The sequence below is a fragment of the Chitinimonas naiadis genome (assembly GCF_054780835.1).
The window spans coordinates 52352-75809 of sequence record NZ_BAAGVO010000002.1 but is presented as its reverse complement, the minus strand read 5'-3'; the positions used below and the strand labels follow the sequence as shown (position 1 = coordinate 75809).

At 63.4% G+C, this 23458-nt stretch carries 21 protein-coding genes; 10 read left to right on the top strand and 11 right to left on the bottom strand.

The features are described from left to right. Positions 1-42: 42 nt before the first annotated feature. From ACYVHK_RS02625 to ACYVHK_RS02615, 3 genes are all read left to right on the top strand, one after another. Complete coding sequence (locus ACYVHK_RS02625) at positions 43-2253, top strand: OsmC domain/YcaO domain-containing protein (RefSeq protein ID WP_460527305.1); 2211 nt, start codon at positions 43-45, stop codon at positions 2251-2253. 246 nt (positions 2254-2499) lie between these two features. Then, entirely contained in the window at positions 2500-3471 is a 972-nt protein-coding gene (locus ACYVHK_RS02620) for a DedA family protein/thiosulfate sulfurtransferase GlpE (protein ID WP_460527303.1), read from the top strand. A gap of 34 nt (positions 3472-3505) precedes the next feature. After that, on the top strand, positions 3506-4042 hold the full coding sequence (locus ACYVHK_RS02615; protein ID WP_460527301.1) for an RNA polymerase sigma factor: 537 nt from the start codon (positions 3506-3508) through the stop codon (positions 4040-4042). Between the two features lie 12 nt (positions 4043-4054). Here ACYVHK_RS02615 and ACYVHK_RS02610 read toward each other — a convergent pair whose 3' ends face one another. Then, positions 4055-4990: a GGDEF domain-containing protein gene (locus tag ACYVHK_RS02610; RefSeq protein ID WP_460527299.1), complete on the bottom strand. Its 936-nt coding sequence runs from the start codon at positions 4988-4990 to the stop codon at positions 4055-4057. A gap of 109 nt (positions 4991-5099) precedes the next feature. On the opposite strand from ACYVHK_RS02610, the gene ACYVHK_RS02605 reads away from it, so the two are divergent. From ACYVHK_RS02605 to ACYVHK_RS02590, 4 genes are all read left to right on the top strand, one after another. Continuing rightward, positions 5100-5858 carry a hypothetical protein gene (locus ACYVHK_RS02605; RefSeq protein ID WP_460527297.1) on the top strand — a complete coding sequence of 253 codons (759 nt, stop codon included), beginning with the start codon at positions 5100-5102 and terminating at the stop codon, positions 5856-5858. 86 nt (positions 5859-5944) lie between these two features. After that, complete coding sequence (locus ACYVHK_RS02600; RefSeq protein WP_460527295.1) at positions 5945-6754, top strand: cysteine hydrolase family protein; 810 nt, start codon at positions 5945-5947, stop codon at positions 6752-6754. Between the two features lie 17 nt (positions 6755-6771). Continuing rightward, positions 6772-7980 (top strand): nicotinate phosphoribosyltransferase, encoded by a 1209-nt coding sequence (gene pncB, locus ACYVHK_RS02595; RefSeq protein WP_460527293.1) that lies wholly within the window; start codon positions 6772-6774, stop codon positions 7978-7980. A 32-nt stretch (positions 7981-8012) separates the two neighbouring features. Continuing rightward, positions 8013-8516, top strand: coding sequence for a macro domain-containing protein (locus ACYVHK_RS02590; protein ID WP_460527291.1), 504 nt, complete (start codon positions 8013-8015; stop codon positions 8514-8516). Here ACYVHK_RS02590 and ACYVHK_RS02585 read toward each other — a convergent pair. Both ACYVHK_RS02585 and ACYVHK_RS02580 read right to left on the bottom strand, forming a co-directional pair. Then, positions 8513-9292 (bottom strand): hypothetical protein, encoded by a 780-nt coding sequence (locus ACYVHK_RS02585; RefSeq protein WP_460527289.1) that lies wholly within the window; start codon positions 9290-9292, stop codon positions 8513-8515. The genes ACYVHK_RS02590 and ACYVHK_RS02585 overlap by 4 nt on opposite strands. 66 nt (positions 9293-9358) lie before the next feature. Then, positions 9359-10123: a 3'-5' exonuclease gene (locus ACYVHK_RS02580; protein ID WP_460527287.1), complete on the bottom strand. Its 765-nt coding sequence runs from the start codon at positions 10121-10123 to the stop codon at positions 9359-9361. Positions 10124-10464: 341 nt separating this feature from the next. On the opposite strand from ACYVHK_RS02580, the gene ACYVHK_RS02575 reads away from it, so the two are divergent. Continuing rightward, positions 10465-12462: an OPT family oligopeptide transporter gene (locus ACYVHK_RS02575; protein ID WP_460527285.1), complete on the top strand. Its 1998-nt coding sequence runs from the start codon at positions 10465-10467 to the stop codon at positions 12460-12462. Between the two features lie 50 nt (positions 12463-12512). Here the strand turns inward: ACYVHK_RS02575 and ACYVHK_RS02570 are convergent, their stop codons facing one another. From ACYVHK_RS02570 to ACYVHK_RS02540, 7 genes are all read right to left on the bottom strand, one after another. Next, a complete protein-coding gene (locus ACYVHK_RS02570) occupies positions 12513-13898 on the bottom strand; it encodes a tetratricopeptide repeat protein (RefSeq protein WP_460527283.1) in 1386 nt (461 codons plus the stop codon). Between the two features lie 126 nt (positions 13899-14024). Further along, on the bottom strand, positions 14025-14633 hold the full coding sequence (locus ACYVHK_RS02565) for a tetratricopeptide repeat protein (protein ID WP_460527281.1): 609 nt from the start codon (positions 14631-14633) through the stop codon (positions 14025-14027). Beyond that, positions 14630-15412 (bottom strand): SDR family oxidoreductase, encoded by a 783-nt coding sequence (locus ACYVHK_RS02560; RefSeq protein WP_460527279.1) that lies wholly within the window; start codon positions 15410-15412, stop codon positions 14630-14632. The genes ACYVHK_RS02565 and ACYVHK_RS02560 overlap by 4 nt, the downstream gene beginning before the upstream one ends. Next, positions 15409-16077 carry a TenA family transcriptional regulator gene (locus tag ACYVHK_RS02555; RefSeq protein ID WP_460527277.1) on the bottom strand — a complete coding sequence of 223 codons (669 nt, stop codon included), beginning with the start codon at positions 16075-16077 and terminating at the stop codon, positions 15409-15411. Before ACYVHK_RS02555 ends, ACYVHK_RS02560 begins: the two co-directional genes overlap by 4 nt. Then, complete coding sequence (locus ACYVHK_RS02550) at positions 16074-17501, bottom strand: acyl-CoA synthetase family protein (RefSeq protein WP_460527275.1); 1428 nt, start codon at positions 17499-17501, stop codon at positions 16074-16076. The genes ACYVHK_RS02555 and ACYVHK_RS02550 overlap by 4 nt, the downstream gene beginning before the upstream one ends. Further along, a complete protein-coding gene (locus ACYVHK_RS02545) occupies positions 17486-18133 on the bottom strand; it encodes a thermostable hemolysin (protein WP_460527273.1) in 648 nt (215 codons plus the stop codon). The genes ACYVHK_RS02550 and ACYVHK_RS02545 overlap by 16 nt, the downstream gene beginning before the upstream one ends. 181 nt (positions 18134-18314) lie before the next feature. Beyond that, positions 18315-19544, bottom strand: coding sequence for a sterol desaturase family protein (locus ACYVHK_RS02540; RefSeq protein ID WP_460527271.1), 1230 nt, complete (start codon positions 19542-19544; stop codon positions 18315-18317). Between the two features lie 195 nt (positions 19545-19739). On the opposite strand from ACYVHK_RS02540, the gene ACYVHK_RS02535 reads away from it, so the two are divergent. Next, positions 19740-20240 carry a hypothetical protein gene (locus ACYVHK_RS02535; protein ID WP_460527269.1) on the top strand — a complete coding sequence of 167 codons (501 nt, stop codon included), beginning with the start codon at positions 19740-19742 and terminating at the stop codon, positions 20238-20240. Between the two features lie 4 nt (positions 20241-20244). Here ACYVHK_RS02535 and ACYVHK_RS02530 read toward each other — a convergent pair whose 3' ends face one another. Next, the gene (locus tag ACYVHK_RS02530) at positions 20245-21285 is read right to left on the bottom strand and encodes an RlmN family RNA methyltransferase (protein ID WP_460527267.1); all 1041 of its coding nucleotides are present in this window, start codon (positions 21283-21285) and stop codon (positions 20245-20247) included. A 163-nt stretch (positions 21286-21448) separates the two neighbouring features. Between ACYVHK_RS02530 and ACYVHK_RS02525 the strand changes: the two genes are divergently transcribed. Next, complete coding sequence (locus tag ACYVHK_RS02525; RefSeq protein WP_460527265.1) at positions 21449-23368, top strand: energy transducer TonB family protein; 1920 nt, start codon at positions 21449-21451, stop codon at positions 23366-23368. Positions 23369-23458 lie beyond the last annotated feature (90 nt).

Here is a 23458-nt window from a genome sequence, read left to right as displayed (position 1 = left end):
TGGCGGCCAACTCGTCTTGAGCACTATTTTTGGAGTTCCCCCATGGAAATCAAGGTCAACTTTCTGGACAAGCTTCGTCTGGAAGCCAAGTTCGATGACTTCACGGTCATCGCCGACCAGCCTATCCGCTACAAGGGCGATGGCTCGGCGCCGGGTCCGTTCGACTACTTTCTGGCTTCGTCGGCCTTGTGCGCGGCCTACTTCGTGAAGCTGTACTGCGTCACCCGCGATATTCCGACCGAGAATATCCGTCTGTCGCAGAACAATATTGTTGATCCGGAGAACCGCTACCAGCAGATCTTCAAGATCCAGGTCGAGTTGCCGACGGATATCTCCGCCAAGGACCGCGAAGGTATCTTGCGTTCCATCGACCGATGCACGGTGAAGAAAGTGGTGCAGGCCGGGCCGGAGTTCGTGATCGAAGAGGTGGACAACCTTGATGCCGATGCCCAGGCCCTGCTGACGCTGAACCCGGACGCCGAGGCACGCACCTATATTCTGGGCAAGGACCTGCCGCTGGAACAAACCATCGCCAATATGTCGGGCGTGCTGGCAAACCTGGGCATCAAGATTGAAATTGCGTCGTGGCGCAATATTGTTCCCAATGTGTGGTCGCTGCATATCCGCGATGCGCACTCGCCGATGTGTTTTACCAATGGCAAGGGATCGACCAAGGAAAGCGCGCTGGCGTCGGCGTTGGGCGAGTATATCGAGCGGCTCAATAACAACCATTTCTATGCCGGTACGTTCTGGGGCGAAGACCTCGCCAACGCAGCGTTTGTCCACTACCCCAACGAGCGCTGGTTCAAGCCCGGCCCCAAGGATGCGCTGCCGGCCGAGATTCTCGACGACTACTGCCTGGACATCTACAACCCCGACGGCGAGCTGCTTGGCTCGCATCTGTACGACACTAACTCCGGCAACGTGGCGCGCGGCATCTGTTCGCTGCCTTATGTGCGCCAGTCGGACGGCGAGGTGGTGTATTTCCCGTCCAACCTGATCGAAAACCTGTTTGTCAGCAATGGCATGAGCGCCGGCAATACGCTGGCCGAAGCGCAGGTGCAATGCCTGTCGGAAATCTTCGAACGGGCGGTCAAGCGCGAAATCCTGGAAGGTGAAATCGCCCTGCCTGATGTGCCGCAGGACGTCCTGGCGAAGTATCCCGGCATACAGGCCGGTATCAAGGGCCTGGAGGAGCAGGGCTTTCCGGTGCTGGTGAAGGATGCCTCGCTGGGCGGCGTCTATCCCCTGATGTGCGTCACCTTGATGAACCCACGCACCGGCGGCGTGTTCGCCTCCTTCGGCGCGCATCCGAGCTTTGAAGTGGCGCTGGAACGCAGCCTCACCGAACTGCTGCAGGGCCGCAGTTTTGAAGGCCTGAACGATCTGCCGCAGCCGACCTTCGAGAGCCATGCGGTGACCGAGCCGAATAACTTCGTCGAACACTTCATCGATTCCAGCGGCATCGTGTCCTGGCGCTTTTTCAGTGCCAAGGCGGACTTCAAGTTCGTAGAGTGGGATTTTTCGGGCCAGGGAGAAAACTCCAATGCCGAGGAAGCGGCAACCCTGTTCGGCATCCTCGAAGACCTGGGCAAAGAGTCTTATATGGCGGTGTACGAGCAACTGGGCGCCACCGCCTGCCGCATCCTGGTGCCGGGATATTCGGAGGTCTACCCGATAGAGGACCTGGTCTGGGACAACACCAACAAAGCGCTGCTGTTCCGTGCCGATATCCTGAACCTGCACCGCCTGGACGATGCCGGCCTGGAAGCCTTGCTGGATCGCCTGGAGAACAACGAGCTCGATGAGTACGCCGACATCGCCACCTTGATCGGCATCGAATTCGATGAGAACACGGACTGGGGCCAGCTCACCGTGCTGGAGTTGAAGCTGCTGATCAACCTCGCCTTGCAGCAGTTCGAGACAGCGCAAGAGCTGGTGGGTGCCTTCCTGCAGTACAACGACAACACGGTTGAGCGCGGGTTGTTCTACCAGGCCCTGAATGTGGTGCTCGAGGTATTGCTGGACGACGAGCTGGAGCTGGACGACTACGTGGTCAACTTCCGCCGGATGTTTGGCGACGCGCGCATGGACGCGGCGCTCGGGTCGGTGGACGGTAGCGTGCGTTTCTTCGGCCTGACGCCCACGAGCATGAAGCTGGAAGGGCTGGAGCGGCACGAGCGCCTGATCGACAGCTACAAGAAGCTGCACGTAGCGCGCGCCAAGGCGGCAGCGGTTTCCGGCCAGGGTTAGGCATCACACCGCGACCTTGCACACACGCAATCTTGAGCAGACCTTGGCGTAAAACCCTGCGGCAAAGCCGCAGGGAAGCCGGGCCTGGCCGCAGGATGGGCGGAAAGCGGACACTGCCTATGGGCGATGGCGCAGTTAATACCGGCTGCGCTCGTACAGGCGTAAAGTATGGTCTTCAGGCTATGGCCTGACTCACTCCCCGCCCTCGCCATCGCGAACCTGGGGACTTGTTCCGAGGCTCCCCACGTGCAGCAACTGATTGATCTGTTCGACCAACACGGTCCCCTGCTGGTATTCATCAATGTGCTGCTCGAGCAGTTGGGGGCGCCGATACCGGCGATTCCCGGCCTGATGGTTGCCGGCGCCCTGTCGGTGGACGGTCGCCTGTCCTGGCCGACCGTGCTGATCCTGGCGGTACTGGCCTCGGGCATGGCCAACTTTGTCTGGTACCTCGCTGGCAAGCGTTTCGGTATCCGCATCCTCGCGCTGATGTGCCGTATTTCCATCTCGCCGGATTCCTGCGTCAGCCGTACCAGCAATGCCTTTACCCGCTGGGGCGTGGCCTCCTTGCTGGTGGCGCGTTTCATTCCGGGTCTCTCTTCGGTGGCGTCGCCGCTGGCCGGTGCCATGGGCCTGCCGGCAGGTCGCTTCATCCTGTTCGACACCATCGGCACCACGCTGTGGGCCGGCCTGGCCATCGGCGCCGGCGCGCTGCTGCACCGGCAGGTGGATGCCATCATCTCGGCGCTGGAAGCCATCGGCAGCGCGGCCTTGCTGGTGATCGCGGGCCTGTTCGCGCTTTATATCAGCTACCGCTGGCTGGAACGGCAGAGCCTGCTGCGCTTTGTGCGCAAGAACCGGATCGAAGTGGACGAGCTGCGCCGCCTCGTCGAGAAGGGCCAGGCTCCGCTGATCGTCGATGTGCGCTCCGCCACGCTGCGCGAGGACGACCCGCGCCGTATCCCCGGCGCGCTGGAAATGGAGCTGGAAGAAGTACGCCATATGCTGGTCGACGTACCCAAGGACAGGGAGATCGTCTTCTACTGCAGCTGTCCCAATGAGGCGAGCGCCGCCAAGGCGACCCGGCTGCTGCAACAGCAGGGCTATACCCGGGTACGTCCGCTGATCGGTGGCCTGGATGCCTGGCTGTCGCTGCATCCGCCGCAGGAACCTGCCAACGAGGCAGAAGCCAGCGCGCCTTCGGAGCGCCCGGCCTGAACCAGGCCGATGCTGCCGACAGGCGGATACCAACATGAAACTCAACGACCCGGACATTCCGCTGCTGGAGGCCGCCCGCGCGGGTGACAGCAAGGCGCTGGCCAGGCTGCTGCAGCTTTGCCAGCCGGATATCCGCCGCTACGCCCAGCGCCACTGCATGATCAGCGATGTGGACGATGCCGTGCAGGAAGCGCTGCTGGTGTTGTCGCGCAAGCTTGGGTCGCTGAAGGCGCTGGCCGCGCTCTCCAGCTGGCTGTTCAAGACGGTACAGCGCGAATGCCGGCGCCTGGGCCGCAAGGCATTGAACTTCGATCCCTACGACGAAGAGAAGCTGGAAAACTGGCTATCGACCCGTAGCAACGACGCGCTGCGGCTGGAACTGGTCCGAGCCATGGAAACCCTGCCCGAGGATTATCGCCAGGTGATCCTGCTGCGCGACTTCGAGGAACTGACCATCGGCGAGATGGCCGAGGAGCTGGGCCTCAGCGTCGCGGCCACCAAGAGCCGCCTGCACCGGGCGAGGCAAACCGCCAGGGATCTGTTGCTGGGTGCGGAAGAGATATTGCAGTGAGGTCGCCGGCGCTCACTGCCAGCGATAGGGCCTGATCTGCCGACGGCCAGCGGCCTTGGCGTCGTACAGGGCCTGGTCGGCCAGGACGAGCAGGCCGCTGCAATCGAGACCGGCGTGATCCAGCCGTTGCACCAGGCCGCCGGAGAAGGCGTAGCCGAAACCTTCCGCCACCTGGTCCAGCCGCTCCTCGGCCAGTTGGCCCGCTGCCCTGTTCAAGACCAGCAAGGCATCCTCGAGCTCGGTCTCGGGCAGCAGTATCCCGAATTCCTCTCCACCCAGCCGCCCTACCACGTCGCCGACGCGCAGGCGCTGGCGCATGAACTGCGCGAAGTGCTTGAGCACCTCGTCCCCCGCAGCGTGGCCATAGCGGTCGTTGACCTTCTTGAAATGATCGAGGTCCAGCATCGCGAGGCAGAGCGGCCAGCCATGCCGGACCGATTTCGCGAATTCCTGCCGCAGTTGCTGCAGGAAGTTGCGGCGATTGGGCAAGGAGGTGAGTTCGTCGGTCAGTGCCAACCGCTCCAGGTCCGCCTGCGCAACGCGCAGCGCCTGTTCGGTATCCTTCTGGCGCGTGATGTCCGAGCACAGCATGATCATCTCGCCACCCGGGCAGATCTGCTCGGTCACCAGCAGCCAGCGCCCATCCAGCAGGTCGACCTCGAAACTGCGGAACGATGCCGAGCGATGGCGGCTATGGACATAGTCCAGCCAGGATTCGACCGTCGGCCACTGGATGCGGGTGCCGCGCCGGTTCACGTACATCCAGCGCATCAGGTCTTCATGGGTCTGGCCCAGCAGCGATTGCCCCTCGAAACCGAACATCGCGGCGCTGCTGGGATTGGTGAAGATGAAACGATTATCGCGGTCCAGCACCATCAGGCCGTTCTCGCTCAGCGCGATCGCCTGCATCAGGAGGTCCGGCAGGGCCAGCGTTCTGTTTTCAGCCATGATTCAGATACTCAATGAGTCGTGCCTTCAGCATAGCTTTTGCGGCCATGCCTGCCTGTCGGAGCAGGGTCCAAGGGCGGGCAGGCCGATGGCAACTGGTCTACAAAGAATGGGTCGTTCTTTCTTTGCTGCCATGACGCCTCTTCCTACCCTGACTGCCCTGTCGCTGGCCCTGTTGCTGGGTATTGCCCCTATATCGGCAGTCGGCAAGGATTTCTGTATCTCGCTGGCCGAATTACCTACCCTCGCCCAGACCGACGGTACGGGGCCAATGGTGGAACTGGTCAAACTGTTCCGCCGCCACTACCCCGAAGGCAAGATCGAGTTGCTGATCAGCCCGTTTGCCCGCTCCCTGGCCTATGTGGAACGCGGCCGCTGTGACCTGCACCTGCCTTTCATCGCCAACCCCGACGTCCCGATGAAGCTGCCTGGGCTGACCTTGACCCAGATGCCCTTCGGGGATGTGCCCTTTGTGCTCTACTACAAGCGCGGCCGCCCCGTACCCAACCTGAACCAGGCCGACCAACTGCAGATCGAGACCGACCAGGCGCATGTGGGCATGTTCCCCTTCCCTACCCGCCCGTCCAGTTGCATGCCCTGCAGCGTGCGCAAGGTGGCCGCCGGCCGGGTGGACGGGCTGGTGTTCGCGGCGAAGGAAATCAACAGCCTGGTGATCAAGGAAAAGCTCGACGTCGCCCAGGTCTTCTACCGCCGCTTTCTGGCCCATGGCGTGGTGCAGCAATCGCAACGCGGCATGGAGGCGGATGCCATCTTCAGCCGCCTGCTCGCGGAGACACAGGCCAGCGGGGAGTTCCAGCAGGTGATGGCGGGTTTTCTCAGTTACGACTGGAAGCTGCCTCCCCCTTGATTTGTCGGTATCCGGCCTCAACTCCATGATCCGGGCTGCAAGGACCTGCCCCGCTCCTTCCTTGCCACCTCATCCAGGACCTATCCGTGCAGACACTCGGCAGCACGCAGCTACTGATCATTGATCCCCAGAACGATTTTTGCGATATCGACGGCGCGAGCCTGCCGGTCCAGGGCGCCAGCGGCGACCTGGACCGCCTCTCCGGGCTGCTTGATCGCCTTGGCGGCCAGCTCGACGACATCCACGTCACACTGGACTCTCACCATCCGCTGCATATCGCCCACCCAGCCTGGTGGCGGGATGCCAACGGCACCTCACCCACACCGTTCACCCTGATCAGCCTGGCGGACGTGCAGTCAGGCAAATGGCAGGCACGCGATCCAGCCCGGCAGCGACATAGCCAAGCCTATGTCGAGGCGCTGGCCGCACGCGGGCGTTATCAGCTGGTGATCTGGCCCGAGCATTGCCTGATCGGCAGTTGGGGGCATGCGGTGCAGCCGCGTCTGTTTGACACACTGGCGCAGTGGGGGCGGCGGGAGCTCAGGACTGTCAACTACGTGACCAAGGGCAGCAACCCTGGCACCGAGCACTATTCCGCCATACAGGCCGAGGTCCCGGACCCGGCCGACGCAGGCACCCTGCCCAACCAGGCTCTGCTGGCCCGCCTGGCCAAGGCCGATACGGTCTTGATCGCGGGGCAGGCGCTGTCGCACTGCGTTGCCAGCACGGTGCGTGACCTGGCCGAGCATTGGGGGTCGGCCAACAAGCTGGTCCTGATCGACGATTGCAGCAGCCCGGTACCCGGCTTCGAGGCGCAGGGACAGGCCTTCGTCCAGGAACTCACCGCTCGCGGCATGCGTCTCGCCAGCAGCCGTGCACTGGCCAAACTGGCTTGAGACCGACAGGAACCCGCATGACCCCGTTCGAACCCATCATCGTCTCGCTGCTCGACAACGACCTCTATAAATTCACGATGATGCAGGAGATCCTGCACCATCAGCCCGAAACCCAGGCCGAGTATGCTTTCCGCTGCCGCAACCGACCGGCCTTGCCGCTGGCGGCGCTGCAGGTGGAGATAGACCGCCAGCTCGATCACCTGTGCAGCCTGCGCTTTGCCGAAGCCGAGCTGGCCTACCTCGCCGGCCTGCGCTTCATCAAATCCGACTTCGTCGACTTCCTGCGCCTGTTCCAGTTGCAGCGGCGCTTTATCCGCGTAAGCGTCCCCGCCGATGCACCGGAGCAACTGGAAATCCGCGTGCAGGGGCCGATGCTGCATTGCATGCTGTTCGAGATCTATGTCCTCGCCATCGTGAACGAGGCGTACTTCCGGCAGTTCCCCTCGGCACCCGCCTGGGTCGAGGGGGATGTACGCCTGAAAGGCAAGCTCGCCCAGCTCGGCGAGTTCGCCCGGGAACCGGCCCGCAAGACCGACTTCATCTTTTTCGACTTCGGCACCCGCCGCCGCTACTCCCGCGCCTGGCACGAGCATGTCGTGGCCACCCTGGCACGCGATGCCACGCCTTTTCTGCGCGGCACCAGCAATGTCTGGCTCGCCATGCGCTACCAGTTGACCCCGATCGGGACCATGGCGCATGAGTACCTGCAGGCCTTCCAGTCCTTCGGCTCGCGCCTGCGCGATTTCCAGCGCAATGCGCTGGAGCACTGGGTACGCGAATACCGCGGCGACCTCGGCATCGCCCTGACCGACGTGGTAGGCATGGATGCCTTCCTGCGTGATTTCGATCTCTACTTCTGCAAGCTGTTCGATGGTCTGCGCCACGACTCTGGCGACCCGTACGTGTGGGGCGAGAAGGCGCTGGCGCATTACCAGACGCTGCGCATCGATGCGATCACCAAACAACTGGTGTTCAGCGATGGCCTGGACCTGGAACGTTCGTTCGCGCTGTACCGGCACTTTGGCGACCGGGCCAAGACCGGTTTTGGCATCGGCACCAATCTCAGCAATGACTGCGGGCAGGAGCCGCTGCAGATTGTCATGAAGCTGGTGCGCTGCAATGGCCAGCCGGTCGCCAAGGTCAGCGACAGCCGCGGCAAGGGCATGTGCGAGGACGAGACCTTCCTCAACTACCTGCGGGATGTGTTCCAGATCGTGAAGGAATAGACTGGTGGCCCCTGCCACCGGCCTTTCTGACCATGCCCGTCCAGTTGCAAGCCCTGCGCGCCGATATCACCCAACTGGCGGTCGACGCCATCGTCAACGCCGCCAATAGCTCGCTGCTGGGAGGTGGAGGCGTGGACGGCGCCATTCACCGTGCTGCCGGGCCCGACTTGGTCCACGCCTGCCGGCTGCTGGGTGGCTGCAAGACCGGCCAGGCCAAGCTGACCGAAGGTTTTCGCCTGCCGGCCAGATACATCATCCATACGGTGGGACCGGTATGGCAGGACGGCGAGCATGGGGAACCCGCCCTGTTGGCCAGTTGCTATCGTGAATCGCTGGCGCTGGCAGAGCGCCAGGCTTGCCGGCAGATCGCCTTCCCCTGCATCAGCACCGGCATCTACGGTTACCCAGCCGAACAGGCGGCCCGCACCGCCATTGCGACGGTGCTTGCCCACCCAGCCGCCAGCCTGGAGACCGTCTTCTTCTGCTGCTTTTCAGCGGCCGACCTGGCGCTCTACGAACGCCTGCTGGCCGGCTAGCCGAACAAGCCTGGGGTCGAACCCGGCGCGGCGCCGGTGCCGGCATCCACCGGCTTGAGCGTGTCGCGGCTGTCGGACTTGTCGTCCTTGGTCTCGCTGGTCTGGCTGCTCTTGCTGCCATCCTTCTTGCTGCTGACTGCCGCCATCAGGCTGTCGAACAGGGCCTGTTCATCCACCGCGTATTCCTGATAGGCAACGGCCAGGTCCCAGGCGAACTCCTTCTGCGTCTTGATTGGGCGCCAATCATTGCCGCTTTTTTCCTGCACGCCGACCGTCACGCCATCAAAGGTGGCAGAGATTGCCGGTGTGGGGTTCAGTTGCTGATAGCGGTCCAGCACCGCCTGGGCCCGGCGCGGGTTCTTGGCGTTCTTCAGGAAATCGTTCGCCGCCGCACCCAGTGCCGCTTCGCGCTGGGTCTTGGCTTGCCCTACGACACCGACCACCTGGCTCTGCAGGCTGGGGTTGCCGGCCAGCATGGCGCGTACCGCCGCTTCACGCGGGTCGCCCGGCAGGGCAACGTCGCCGTCCTTGAGTTCAAAGCGTAGTGCGGGGGGAACGGTGATACCGGCCGCCCGCAGCGCGGGACGCAAGGCCATGGCCAGCTCCTGCCCGCTGCCGCCCATGCTGGTCGAGACGGCGGTCAAACGCGTGGTCTGGCTGCTGATGGCGCCACCCAGCTGGGTGGCGAAGTCGGTCCGCTGGTTACGGACCGTACTGGTTTGGCTGGGCGTGGTCACGGTCAGACCCGCCAACAGACTATTGATGGTATTGCTCATGGTTTCCTCCTGGCGTGCGATGCGCGTCTGGAGGAAAGCAAACCCTATGCCGTGCGGCTTTGCCGCCTAACCATGCTGCTTAAGGGCATCGTAGACCCGCAGTGCCACGTAAGCGTCGTTGGCTGCGTAGCGCTGCTGGCTCTCGCTCAGGCGCGGTGCCGCCCAGTTGGACATCTTGGCGCTCTTGGACTTGCGATAATGCTGACGGAACAGCAGCGCCACGGCCTGCACCGCACCCACCGTGTTGCTGTAGCCCTGCTTGCGGAAGCGCGACACCAGATCATCCACGCCTTGGCAATGTACGCCGACGTTGGTGCCCAGCATGGCGATGTCGGACCGCAGGTCGAAGCCGATCTTGCGGACCTTGGGGGACTCCAGCAGCTCGCGCAGCGGCGCCGGCAGACGATTGTCGCGCACCGGGAACAGGTAGCCCTGGGTGGCGGTGCTCAACTGGATCAGATGCGGCCCCTGCGCGGCCTCGCCCTTGTTGAAGGTCGGCTTGGATTCGGTATCGAAGCCCACCAGGCCGGCCTGGGTCAATGCGAGGCAGGCGGCGGCGATGGCTTCCGGCGACTCGACCACCGAGATGGAATCCAGCGTCAGCCCGGGGAAATCCGGCAGGGCCTGGATATCGGATTTGGTCAGCAGGACAGGACGTGGCTTGGGTTTGGCACGGACGGCCTCGGCCTGGGTGCCATCACCCTGCTTGCCACGGCCGCGGCTACGCCGACGTTTGCGCTTTTCGGCGGTTTGCAACGGGGTCGCGGCGGTGCTTTGTTTTTTGCCCAGCAGACGGGCCAGCCATTGCTGCAGGCGTTGGAAGTAAGACATGTTGTATCAATGAATCAGTAACTTGCAAGGCGCGGGAATATATCAGGAAAGCTCCGTAAGCGCCCCGGCACGATTACACACTGCGTGCAGCCAAGCCGCGGCGCGCCCTCCCCTCATGGCAGCCAAACCCATATGCCATATGGGTAAAAGCCGATCTGTCCGACATATGGATTAAAAAAATGTTGCAGTGCGTTCTGTAGTAGCCTTGCGGCCGCTACGACATATGGTCTGTCCTACCAGGACATCAGTGGCCAGTTTTACCTGTTCTGGGTGGTGATTGCGTCGGGTTTACCCAGCCCCAAACGCAGCTACCTTGTTCAACTCACTCCTGTAGAAGAATCATGGCACTACAACAACTCACCGAAGAGCAGACACGCACCTGGACGCGCGCACAGAAAGACGAGTGGTGGTTCAAGAGCGTCTACCGCGCCAATATGCGGCAGCTCACGTTGCGCTCCGGCCTGACCGGCTTCCTGCTTGGCGGCGTCCTTGCCGCCACCTCGCTCTATATTGCCGCCAAGACCGGCATCAGCATCGGCGTCGGCCTGACTTCAGTCATCCTGGCCTTCGCCCTGTTCCGCATCCTGAGCCGCTCCGGTGTTGCCAGCGACTTCAGCATCCTCGAGAACAACTGTACCCAGTCGATCGCCACGGCGGCCGGCTATGTGATCACGCCGCTGACCTCCAGTCTCGCGGCCTACATGATGATCACCGATCGCATCGTCCCCTGGTGGCAGATGATGATCTGGATGGCCGTCATCTCCATCCTGGGCGTGCTGGTGGCCTTCCCCATGAAGCGCCGCTTCATCAACGAAGAACAGCTCCCCTTCCCCGAAGGCCGCGCCTGTGGCGTGGTGCTGGATTCGCTGTACCACGGCGAGGGTAACGAAGGCATGTTCAAGGCGCGCCTCCTGGCCATCACCGCCGGTGTGACCGCCGTCTACCAGGCCATCGTCAGCGATGGCTGGATGAAGCTGCTGCAGTTCAAGATCCTGCGCATGGACCAATGGGCCGGCATGACCGAACCCTGGCACTTCAACGAACGCATCGATACCTACTATTACACCGCCGCTGCCAAGCTCGACTGGTGGATTCCCAAGATCCTCGGTACCGATTTCCGTCAGCTTGGCCTGCGCTTCACCGTCGATGCCGCCATGTTCGGCGTTGGTGGCCTGATGGGCATCCGTGTTGCCACCAGCGTGCTGCTGGGCGCCTTTATCAACTTCGTGATCCTGGCCCCGATCATGATCCAGCGCGGCGACATCGTCGAACGGATCGCCCCGAGTGGCGCCGTGGTCGCCATCTCGCGCGCCGAGATCGTCAACCAGTGGTCCATGTGGTGGGGTGTGGCGATGATGGTGGCCGGTTCGCTGGTCAGCCTCGCAGCCAAGCCTGAACTCTTCACCAGCGCCTTCAAGTCGCTGCGTCGCAAGAATGGTAACGACAGCAAAGAGAACAACGGCCCGGATATCCTGGCCGGTATCGAAGTGCCGCTGTGGGTGTCCTACTGGGGCGTGCCGGTGTTCAGCGTGATCGGCGCTACCGTGACCCACCAGTTCTTCGGCGTGCCCTGGCTGCTGGCCTTCGCCTCGCTGCCGTTGATCTTCGTGCTGACGGTCATCTGTACCAACTCCATGGCACTGACCTCCTGGACGCCGACTGGCTCCCTGAGCAAGATCACCCAGTTCACCATGGGTGCGCTGGATCGCAGCAACCCGGCCAGCAACCTGCTGCCTGCCGGCATGACCGCCGAGATCGCCGCCAACGCCGCCAACCTGCTGTCCGACATCAAGCCGGGCTACATGCTGGGCGGCAAGCCGCGCCACCAGGCCATCGGCCACGTGATCGGCATCTTCGCCGGCGTCATGGCCTGCGTCCCACTGTTCTTCCTGCTGTTCCTGCAACCGGACGCCAATGGCGTGCGCTCGGCCGCCAACATGGTGTCCGACCAGTTCGCCATGCCGGCTGCCATCCAGTGGAAGGGCGTTGCCGAGATCATTGCCAAGGGCGTCAGCAGCCTGCCGACCTCGGCCATCGTCGCCGGTACCTTCGCCATCCTGGCCGCCATCGCGATCGAAATTGCCCGCATCACCACCAAGGGCCGCTTCCCGCTGTCGTCCGTGTCGATCGGCCTCGGCGTGGTGTTGCCGCCCGAGTCGTGCTTCGCCATGTGGCTGGGCGCGATGGTCTTCTGGTGGATGGGCCGCAAGCACACCACCCGTGGCACCAAGGGTCATGACCTGTGGGTGGAAGGCTGCGAGCCGATCTGTGCGGGCCTGATCTCCGGCGCTGCGCTGATGGGTATCGGCAATGCCATCGTGAACGTGCTGCTAGCCTGATCCCCGGCACGTCTCACCAGAATAAACACCGGCCTCGCGCCGGTGTTTTTTTATGGCTGGTGCATCCGCGCCAACACCGCGAGCGAAGCCTGCAAGGCATCCACCACCTCGCCCCACTCCCCGGCGCGGGTTTGCCGGAACAGGCGCATCACACCCGGGTACCAGGGGCTGTCGACGCGGCCATCCAGCCAGCGCCAGTCGGTCTTGTACTCGGGTAGCATCAGCCAGCACGGCACGCCCAGTGCGCCGGCCAAATGCGCCACGGCCGTATCCACGCTGATCACCAGATCCAGGTTGGCGATCACCGCCGCCGTATCGGCAAAGTCCTGCAGGTCCGGCCCCAGGTGCAGCAGGGGCTGGCCGGCGGGCGGCGGGTTGGCTTCCACCTCTCCCGGCCCTTTTTGCAGGCTGATGAAATGCACGCCCGGCACGCGCCATAGCGGCGCCAGCACGGCCAGCGCAGGGAGCGAGCGCTCGGCATCGTTCTCGAAACGCGGGTTGCCACGCCAGACCACGCCGACGCGCAGGCCATCCTGCGGCAAGCGCGCGGCCCAGCCTGCCTGCGCTGCGGGATCGGCATACAAGTAGGGAATGGGAGCCGGCAGGGTATCGAGCCGGCTACCGCACAAGCCCGGCAGGCTCATCAAGGGCACCCAGGCATCCCAGCCCGACGAGGGCAAGGGCTGATCCACCCCGATCACCTCATCAAGCCCCGGCAAGCTAGCCAGCAAGCGCACCAGCCCCGGATGGCACAGGAGACCGATGCGCGCTACCCCCCGGGCACGCAGCAAGGAGGCATAGCGGCAGAACTGGATCATGTCGCCCTGCCCCGCCTCGCAGCCCAGCAGCAAGGATTTGTCGGCCAGTGATTCACCCTGCCAGCGCGGGAAAGGCAGCCAATCGGCAAGCTGGGCATACCAGTTGCGCGACTCGAAATACCCCCAACCTTCCGCATAGCGGCCTTGTCGCAAGAGGAGGTAGCTGTAGTTGTAGCGGGCCAGCGCGTAGTGGGGATCAAGCTTCAGCGCCCGGGAGAAACACGCTTCGGCATCGGCATCCAGCCGCATGCAACTGAGCAGCACGCCCATATTGGACCAGGCGCGCGCAGACTCCGGCCGTAGCGCCAGCGATCGCTCATAGTGGTGTCTGGCCTCGGCAAAGCGGCGCTGATCGGCCAGCAAGGCGCCGTAGTTGAGATGCGCACTGGCAAAACGAGGGTCAAGCACCAGCGCACGGCGATAGGATCGTTCAGCGGCGTGAGGTTCACCCAACTGCTCAAAAACCAGCGCGAGGTTCGCGTGGATCTCCGCCACGCCCGGCAGTTGCTGCAACGACTGCTGCAGGTAGCCCTTCGCCTGGTTGAGTTCGCCGCGCTCTAGACAGGCGATCGCCTCGTTGAACAGTGTCAGCCCCTCGGGCTGCTTGCAAGACTGCATGCCGGGTCGCCCTGCACCAAATGATGATGGCCAAGTGTCATTCCAACATGCAGATGTTTGCAATTTGTGTAGCGGTTGTTGCCAAATATGTAGACGAGCCTACCTTCCGGGCCGCGCCCCCGCCCTCTACTTCTCCAGCTTGCTCATGAGTTGCGCAATCTCTCCCTGACGTCCTTTGTCCGCGCTCTCGCGACCAGGGCGGGGCGCCGCCTGACGGGCCTTGAGCAGGTATTGCCGCGCACCAGCCTTGTCACCCTTGTCGAACAGGAATTCAGCATAGAAATAATTGCTGTCTATCCCGTCCGGATTGGCCGCGAGCCCCCGCTTGAGCAAATCAGCCGCCTTGTCGTCGTCGCCAAAGCTGATCGGCCAACCTGGCACCTTGTGATACAGCACCCCAAGCGACGTCAGGGACGATCCGCTAAGCGTCGCCGGATCACGGGCAATCACGGTCTCGAAAGCTACCTTGGCCTCTTTCGCATACTTGAGCGCACCGAGGCCACCCTTGGCGCCGGCGTAGCTGGAATTGACGATGCCCTTCCAGGTCAGCAGAGGCAGATCCTGTACCGTCACCCCCTCAAGCTCCTTGGCCAGTTGGGCGAAAGCAGCTTCCTTGGCATCACCACTCAGGCTGTATTGTGCCTCCGCCCAGCGGGTCTGCACCGTTGTGAGATCGGCAGCCATCGCAACGGTCGACAACAGAAAGCTGGCGAGCAGCATAGGAAGGGTTCTCATGGCATGTCTCCTTTGGCGTACTGACGTACAAGCGGTAACTGTTTGGCGATCGCGCTATCGACCGCGCCGGGAATCAGTTGATTGAGCCGGAAGAACAGCTTCTCCGGCCAGCCGATGACAGCTTCCCGTACACCCTTTTTGGCTAATAGCTTGATCAGGGCGGCGGCGACATCGGCGGGCTCATCCACGCGATTGCCCAAAGCCTTGTTAAGCGCTGCGACCCGCGGACTGTTGAGCGGCGTATTCACCGCCCTCGGAGCCAGATGCACCACCCGCGGCCCTTGGGTGCCGCTCTCGCGGGCAAGCGCCTCGGTGAATGTACGCAGGCCTCCCTTGCTGGCGCAGTAAGCGGCAAAGCCGGGGAAACCAATATTTCCGAAGACCGAACCGATATTCACGACCACGCTGTCACGCCCCAGCAGCGGCCACAGGGCTTTGACCAGCTTCATCGGTAACGCCAGATTAAGGTCCAGCATGGCATCGATCTGCGCATTGTCCTGGCTGGGCAGGAGACCAAAATGCTGTACTCCCGCCGCGTTTACCAGCAGCCCCAATGGCAGTGTCTGTGCGGCAATTGCATCGGCCAACCGTGCCGGACTATCGAGAGCAGTCAGATCCATCGGTACACTGCACGCATTGGGACCAAGCCGATCAGCAAGCCGGGCCAGCTTGTCGGGATCACGCGCCACCAGCCAGACCTGCCAGCCTTCATTAATCAGGGCCGCCGCAATGGCAGCACCGATCCCGCCGCTGGCGCCGGTTACCAATGCGATTTTCATGCTGTCGCCCCTTGCTCACGTTCGGTCAAGGAGCGGAACACGTTTCCGTACAGGACGAACATGGTGCGTGCCATATGCAGCACCGCCTCCTGATCACGGGTGTCTTCCAGGCGGTTCATCAGCCGCTCGAAGAAGCCAATGTGCTCTTGGTCCAACGACCCATGGGAGGTGAGATAGGTCAACGCCTGCGGTGGCAACCCGAGTGTCTGCTGGATGATCCCCGCCATGGGAGTCGCGAGACTCACACTGGTCCCCTCCAGCACGTAGACCATGCCAAAGAAGCTGACCGGATTGATGCGGCTCACGCTATCCCAGGCATAGCTGACCATCAGCTCGGTGCTCAGATGCGGTCGTCCAAGCCGGACTGCTTCGGCATCCACGCCGCAGGCGGCGATATCGCCCAGTATCCATTCGTCGTGCCCCTTCTCCTCGTCGATATACTCGACGATGGCATCAAACAGCCAGCGTTGGTCAGGGCGGAGCCGGCTACCCACGGCCATCAGCAGCGGGACCGTATGTTTCACATGGTGGTAGGCCTCGGTCAGAAATGCGACATAGCGCTCGCGCGGTACGATCGCCCTCTGGCAATCCAGGATGGCAGGGGCAGACAGCAGATAACCCCGCTCGGCAGCCGTTTCGGTTTGCAAACGTTCAAAGAAGTTCATGGGTTTTCTCCGTGCAATTCGGATCGACGATTGGCCAGAATGCGCTCACGACAGAGGCGGCCGTTGGGGGTGATCTCGCCGGCTTCGGGCGTCAAGGGCGTGGCCAAGAGGGACCAGCCATCCAGCCTTGCGTAGCCAGGCAGTTGCGCATTGCAGCGCGTCAGCACCACATTGGCGGCCTCCGGCACCGGGCTATAGAACAGTCCATGCAACCCCTGCGTCTCATCCCCATAGACAAAGGCCTGCACGATCCCCGGCGCAGCGGCGAACTCGGCCTCCAGCCATTCCGGCGAGACATTGCGGCCCATGCCGGTGACGATGGTGTTCTTCTTACGGCCCAGGATGGTCAGGTAGCCGTCGGCATCGATTTCGCCCAGATCCCCTGTGGCAATCTGCGCCGGTGCAGCACCTTGCCCCAGATAGCCAAGCATGGCATTACCGCCCACCATGACCTCCCCATCGGCGGCGATCGCGACCCGAACATGTGACAACGGTTTGCCAACGCTGCCCGGCCGGTGCGCACCCAGCCGGTTGAGCGCCACCACAGACCCCGCCTCGGAGAGGCCATAACCTTCAAACACCGGCAACTTCAATGCTGCGGCCTTCTCCAGCGTGGCCCGCCCGGTTCGTCCGCCCCCCACTGCCAGAAAGCGCCAGGTCTTGGTCAGTTGTCCGGCCGCCGTCGCATCAACCAACCACTGCAGGGTACTGGGCAGCAGGATCGCGCTATCGGCAGCCGATGCCTGCAACGCAGCAATAAAGCGGGGTACTTGCGGCGGAAAGCTCGCCATGCCCAACTCAGCCAGGGTCGGCAGCTCTACCGGTACACCTCGCAGCAACGGCAGATAGATGCCGGCGAGATTCTCCAGCAAGACCGCGAGCGGCATGACGCACAGGTGGCGCGCGACATTGAGCGGGCCTATGGCCTCATCCAGCGCGGCGACGGTCGCATCGAGCTGCGCGGCCGACAGGCAGACGCCCTTCGGGTCCCCGGTGGTACCCGAGGTGTAGGTCAGCTTGATGGTGTCCTCAGGCAAGGCTGCAGCCGCAGGGTTGGCCGGCAACGGAATGGCGGTGAGCCCGGTATTGGGGAGGGGCAAACCACGCGGATCGGGCGAGACGAGCCAGCTAGCACCGCTGTTGGCCAGCACATGCTGCCGCTGCGCCTCGCTGAAAAACGGGGGGATAGGCACGCCTGCTATCCCGGCCTTGGCAAGGGCCAGATCGAGGATGACCCAGTCTGGACCGTTGTCTGCAAGCCACGCCACGGGCGCGACGACCTGCTGGGCGGTCAACCAGCTGGCCAGCGCGGCAACGCGCCCGGCAAGCTCACCAACAGTGATCTCCACGCCCTTGCTGATCAGGGCCGGCGCACCGGCGTCGGTCGCTGCATGTCGAAACAGTGCGTTCAGGATGGTTTGCATGGCGAACTTTCCAGGGTTGATGGCATGCTGGTATCGCCTTCCAGATTGGGCAGGGATGCCAACGCAGCAAAACCCGCAGCGATTTCCCCCACCATGACCAAGGGGTGCTTGGCGTAATAGGCGCCCCATACTTCGGGCTGAGGCACTCGATCCGGCGTTGCGGCGGTCAGGGCCGTGAGCGGCAGACCCATGCGACGGAAGGTTGCCCGTACCGGCGAGGTCAGTGTGAACACCACATAGCGACAATTGCTGGTGGCGAGGTAGCGCATCATGGCGAGTATCAGGGTATGGGTATGCCCTCCGACAGCTGCCAGATTGCCAATCTCTACAATCTCATCCCGTGCCACGGGCCGGCGCAGGCTGTCTGCCACCGATTGCTCGACTGGTAGATCCAGATAGTGCTCCAGGAACAATGCCGTGCCCCCGGCACACTGGAAGCCGGCCGTCGCGAGCAGATGATCGTTCGCATCACGGACTGTGAACTGCGCCGGCAGCAGCCGAATCGACTGAGCGGCATGGACAGTGCGGTAGCGGGTCTCGACAAAGGGCAGGATGTCATCCGTACCCGCCGGCTCGACCCCGAACTTGAGCTCGGCTGACTTGGCATGCGAGCGATATTTCAACGGTTGCATCGTCTGTTTCTCCTACACGACGATGCCATGCTGAAGGGCAAGACTTAACGCTGCATGAAGGACTTGGCGCGTTTTTCAGGAGACCGCAATGCGCAGCAAAAAAGGGGGGAGTCCACCGGCCCTGCCGGCAAACTCCCCCCCTTGGTAAGCGCCCGATCAGATGTGATCAGTCACTTTTCGCTCACACCTTGAACGGAAACAGCTGCTGCTTGATGAAGCCCTGCGGCACGTAGTTGCCCACTACGCCGTATTTCTCCGGGAACTGCTTTTCCGAATCGACCGCGGTACCGAACAGGTAGTCGATGAAGGAGAAATGCGCCGCGTAGTTACGGTCGATGGCTTCATCGTCCGAGGAGTGATGCCAGTGGTGGAAATCCGGCGTGACGAAGATGTAGCGGATCGGGCCCCAGTTCAGGTGCACGTTGGCGTGGTTGAACACCGCCTGGAAGCCCACGACGATGATGTACGCGTCCAGCACCGCCTTCTCGAAGCCCATCACGTACAGCGCACCCAGGATCAGCACGCGGGTCACGATGATCTCCATGAAATGCAGGCGCGAACCGGCCAGCCAGTCCATGACCTCGGAACTATGGTGCACCGAGTGGAATTTCCAGAGGAAAGGCACCTCGTGGTACGAGCGGTGGGTCCAGTACTCGACAAAGTCCGCCACGAACACACACAACAGCAGTTGCGGGACGAACCAGATGCTCTGGATGAAGGCCTGCAGCTCGTTGTGGATCATCCAGCCAAACACCTTGTGGATGGCGAAGTTGACCACCAGCAGCATGAAACCGATCAGGAGATGGTTGAAGCCGAAGTGGATCAGGTCGTTCTGCCAGGCCTTGCGGAACAGCGTCTGGCCCTTGTAGAGCGGGAACAGCTTCTCCAGCACCACGAAGATCAGCGTCGAGCCCAGCAGGTCGAGGATGAACCAATCGAGCCCCAGGTAAGGCGTGTTGTCCGGGAAGTCCCCCACCGGCACGCGCGACCCGCCCAGCAGGATGGTGGCCAGCACCAGCACAAAGGCAGCCATGTTGATATTGCGGGCGCGGTTGAGGATCACATTGCACAGCGACCAGACCCCGGACACCAGCAAGGCCGCGAACATGATCTGGCGGATCACGCCTACATCGTACTTGTGGCGAAGCTCCGGCGTAGTCAGGTACTGCGGGAAATGGAAGGCCAGTACGCCCAGAAAGCACAGCAGGGCCAGGCCCAGCGCGAATACGCCGCTGGCGACGCCGTAGCCGGTCTTGATCTCGCCGCTCTTGTTCATGAGCGCGGCCGTCTCGCCCACCACCTCGGTCGCTACCTTCAGCGGTGCGTTGACCGCCATCTCACCAGCCTCGATCACCGGCGCGCTGACGCGATCCGCCAGGTGCTTGAAGTTGCCTATCGTCTTGGATTTCATGATCCCGCTCCCACCACAGTGATTCTGTTTATTTGTGGGCCGGAGTATACCTAAGCGTCATGCGACGTTCGCACGGTGGGCAGCCAGGGTGAATATTGCCGTACCGCCGGTAGCGATGGACGCTACGTCGACACCCCGATCGCAAACGGCGATGATGCGGCACCACGAACTCCCTGCCGCACACGGCACACCATCATGGCTAGCGACTACTGGGCACTGACCATTGCCATCGACCCCTCGCTCACCCCGCCGCAGGCAGGATCAATCGACGACATCGCCCCGCTCTTTGCCGACGACCGCCCGTACTGCGTGGCGAGTTCATCCCGCACACCGGACCTGATCCGCCTGTTGGGCGGGTTTGCCGACTACGTACAAGGGGACGCGCTGGCTTACCTGCGCCAGTTTGGCGCGGTGCTGGATACGGTACAGGCCGGGAAGGCGGCAACAGCCCTGGCTGCCGCGCTGCGAGGCATTGCCAAAGAACCAACTGATTTCTTTGTCGCGATGGAAGAAAGGCACTGGCACGAAGACGACATCCTGCAGGCGCTACAGCAACCGGTCCTTGCCAGCCCACCGGCCGAGGACCATGGCGCCAGCCTGCCCTATGTATTGCGCTACCTGAATGCCCACCTGCAGGTACTGCAGGCCGCCGAGGCAGCGGGGCTATCTGTCGTGCATGGCCTGACCACGCACTAGCGTGTTAGCGCGGCGTCCGCCGCAAGCGCGAGGCATCGACCACCTGCACCGCCCTTGCCCGCAACTGGCCGCAGCCACCGTCGATATCCTGACCAGCGGAATTACGCACCTTGGTCAGCACGCCACGGTCATGCAGATAGCGGGTCATGTAATGGATGCGCTCGGCATCGGGCCGCTGGAATTCGTCCGATTCCAGGCTGTTGTAGGGGATCAGGTTCAGTACCGCGAACTTGCCTTTGAACAGCCGCAGGATGGCGTCCATTTCTTCCTGGCTGTCGTTGATATCGCGCAGCAGGGTCCACTGGTACTGGATGGGGTAGCCGACGCGGCGGGCGTATTCCTCGCCCAGTTCCATCAGGTCGACCGGGTCGATTCTTGGTGCACGTGGCAAGAGCTGCTGGCGCAGATCCGCCCGGCTGGTGTGCAGCGACAAGGCCAGCGCGGGCTTGACCCGTTGCTGTGGCAGGCGCTCGAACACCCGCATGTCGCCCACGGTCGAGAACACCAGATTCTTGTGGCCGATATTGCCCTCGAGGCCCAGCAGGTCGATGGCTTCCAGCACGTTGTCGAGGTTATGGGCCGGCTCGCCCATGCCCATGAACACCACTTTCTTGACCGCCCGGTAGCGCCGGGCCAGTGCGACCTGGGCGACGATCTCGGCGCTGCCAACCTGCCGCAGGAGGCCGCTCTTGCCGGTCTGGCAGAACACGCAGCCCACCGCGCAGCCCACCTGGGTGGACACACACAAACCGTCACGCGGCAGCAGTACGCTTTCCACCATCTGGCCATCTGCCAGCTCGACCAGCAGGCGGGCCGATCCATCGGCCGCCGGGTGTTCGGACTTCAAACGCACCAGGCCGTCGATCTGTTGTGCCAGGGCCGGCAGCCCTTCGCGCACCGACAAGGGCAGGTAGTCCTCGGTCTTGCGGTACTTGGTGCCGGTATCCAGCGGCTTGCCTTGCAGCCAGGCGCGGCTCACCCGGCCGATATGGCAAGGCTTGGCGCCCAGTTGGGCCAGGGACTGGTGGAAATCTTGAATACGCATGGGGCGCGCATCCTACCATCCACCGCCACCCGCTGCCGAGCCAGCCGCCCTGCGGCGGGTGCGGCAAGAAAGAAACGCCTCCTGCCCGGCCGGAGCGCAAATCATGGACTGCGGCGCAGGGAGCCCGCATAGTTCGGCCTGAGCAGACATGGGGAATGTGGTTTTGAAGGAAGGCATAGCAATCGTATCGACGCCCGGCGATCATGGCGACGAGCTCTCCACGTTCCATCGTAACGCCATGCTGGACGATGCCCCGCGCCGCCGATTTGCCGAGCCCCTGCACTGGGCCATCCTGGCCAGCCTGCTGCTGCACGGCCTGGTGATCGCCCTGCGCTTTGGCGCGCCTGGTGGCGGTACCGCGCCCGCGCTGCCCCTGCCGGAGCCGCTGAGCATCGTCATCAACGATGTCCCCACGCCGCCCGAACCGCTCCCCACCCCGCCCCCACCAGCACCCGATACCTCTACCGACGCGCCGGTGCTCGAGGCCCTGGCCACGCCGCTACCGAGCGGCGAGCTGACTGTCACCCTGTTGCATATGCCCGACCAGAAGGCGGTGGCCGACAAGCCGGCGTCCGACGCGACCTTCGAACGCAAGGCCGGCCGCACCCGTACCCGCAAGCCGGTGCTGACCGCCAAGCAGGGCCAATGGGCGACGGCCGATGCCGAACACCACGACAAGGCACCGGACGAGCTGGCCGATGCCCAGCTTGGCCGCACCAATATCGCCGTACCCAAGGACGAGCAGACCGTTGCCGATGCACAGCCCTCGCTCGGCGTGCCGGACAGCATGAACAACACCCCGCCGGTCGAGAAGGTCGACCTGCAACACGCGCAGGAAGCCGCCCGGGCTGCAGAACAGGCCGAGCAGGCCAGGCTGGCCGCCGAGGCCGCGCCACTCAAACAAGCAGAGGAAGCAGCCAAGGCGGAACAGACCCGGCAGGCCGCCGTGGCCCTGGCCAAGAAGCAGGCTGAAGACAGCGCCCGCCAGGAGCAGGCCCGCAAGGTGGCCGAGCAACAGGCAGCAGACAAGCAGAAGGCCGACGAGCTGGCTCGGCAGGAGCTGGCCAGGCTGGCGGCTGCGGAAGCTGCCGCCCGCAAGCAGGCCGAAGACACGGCCCGCGCCGAACAGGTACGCCGCGCTGCCGAAGCCCAGCTTGCCGCCGACAAGCAGATCGCGCTGGAGAAGCAGTTGGCGGCAGAGAAGCAACTCGCGGCCGAGAAGCAGTTGGCGCAAGAAAAGCAGCTCGCCGCAGAAAAACAGAAGGCCGAGGCACTGGCCAAGGCCGAACAAGCCCGGCAACTGGCCGAGGCCGCCGCCAGGAAAGTGGCGGAAGACACCGCCAGGGCGGAACAGCAACGCCGCCAGGCCGAACAGCAAGCTGCCGCCGAACGACAACGGGCCGAGGAAGTCGCCCGCGCCGAACAGGCGCGGCAGGCCAGCGAAGCGGCCGCCCGGAAACGTGCCGACGAGCTGGCCCGGGCCGACCAGGCCCGCAAGGCGGCCGAGGCTGCCGCCAATGCCGCGGCCAGCGCCGCAGCCGCCGGCACGGGTACCGGCAGCACCGGCCAGGGCGGTACCGGCACCGGTGGGTCCGGTACGGCATCCGGGGCTGGCATCACCATCCCTCTCTCGCCGCCCGCGGGCTTATCGCTGGCGGAGCGCGCACTACAGAACGCACGGCAGGCCGGGTTGATGTCCGACAAGACACCGGCACCGTCACGCGGCCGAACGGCCACTTTCTCGCAAGCCGCTGCTGCGGCCGAGCCAGAGCTGCGTTTCTATGCCGAAAGCTGGGGCATCAAGCTCGACCGCATCGGCGCCACCAACAAACCGCGCCTCTCGCCGGACCGGTTCTACCGTCCGGTCACGCTGACCATCGCCATCAATGGCGACGGCACCTTGGCCGGCATCTCGGTCCGCCATAGCAGTGGCGATCCGAAGCTCGACGACGCCGCCAAGCGTATCGTGCAATCCAGCGCGCCGTTTGCACCCTTCCCGCCCGGCATGCGCAACAAGTACGACCAGGTGGAAATCAACCGGACCTGGGACTTTGGCCTGGGGACCACCAGCTTAGGCAATTGAACCTTCCTCACCTCGTTCAATGTTGTAATGAACATGCCCAGAACGCCGGATCGGCGTGCGCCCATCCGGTGCATGCCTGGCCAGTGCCAT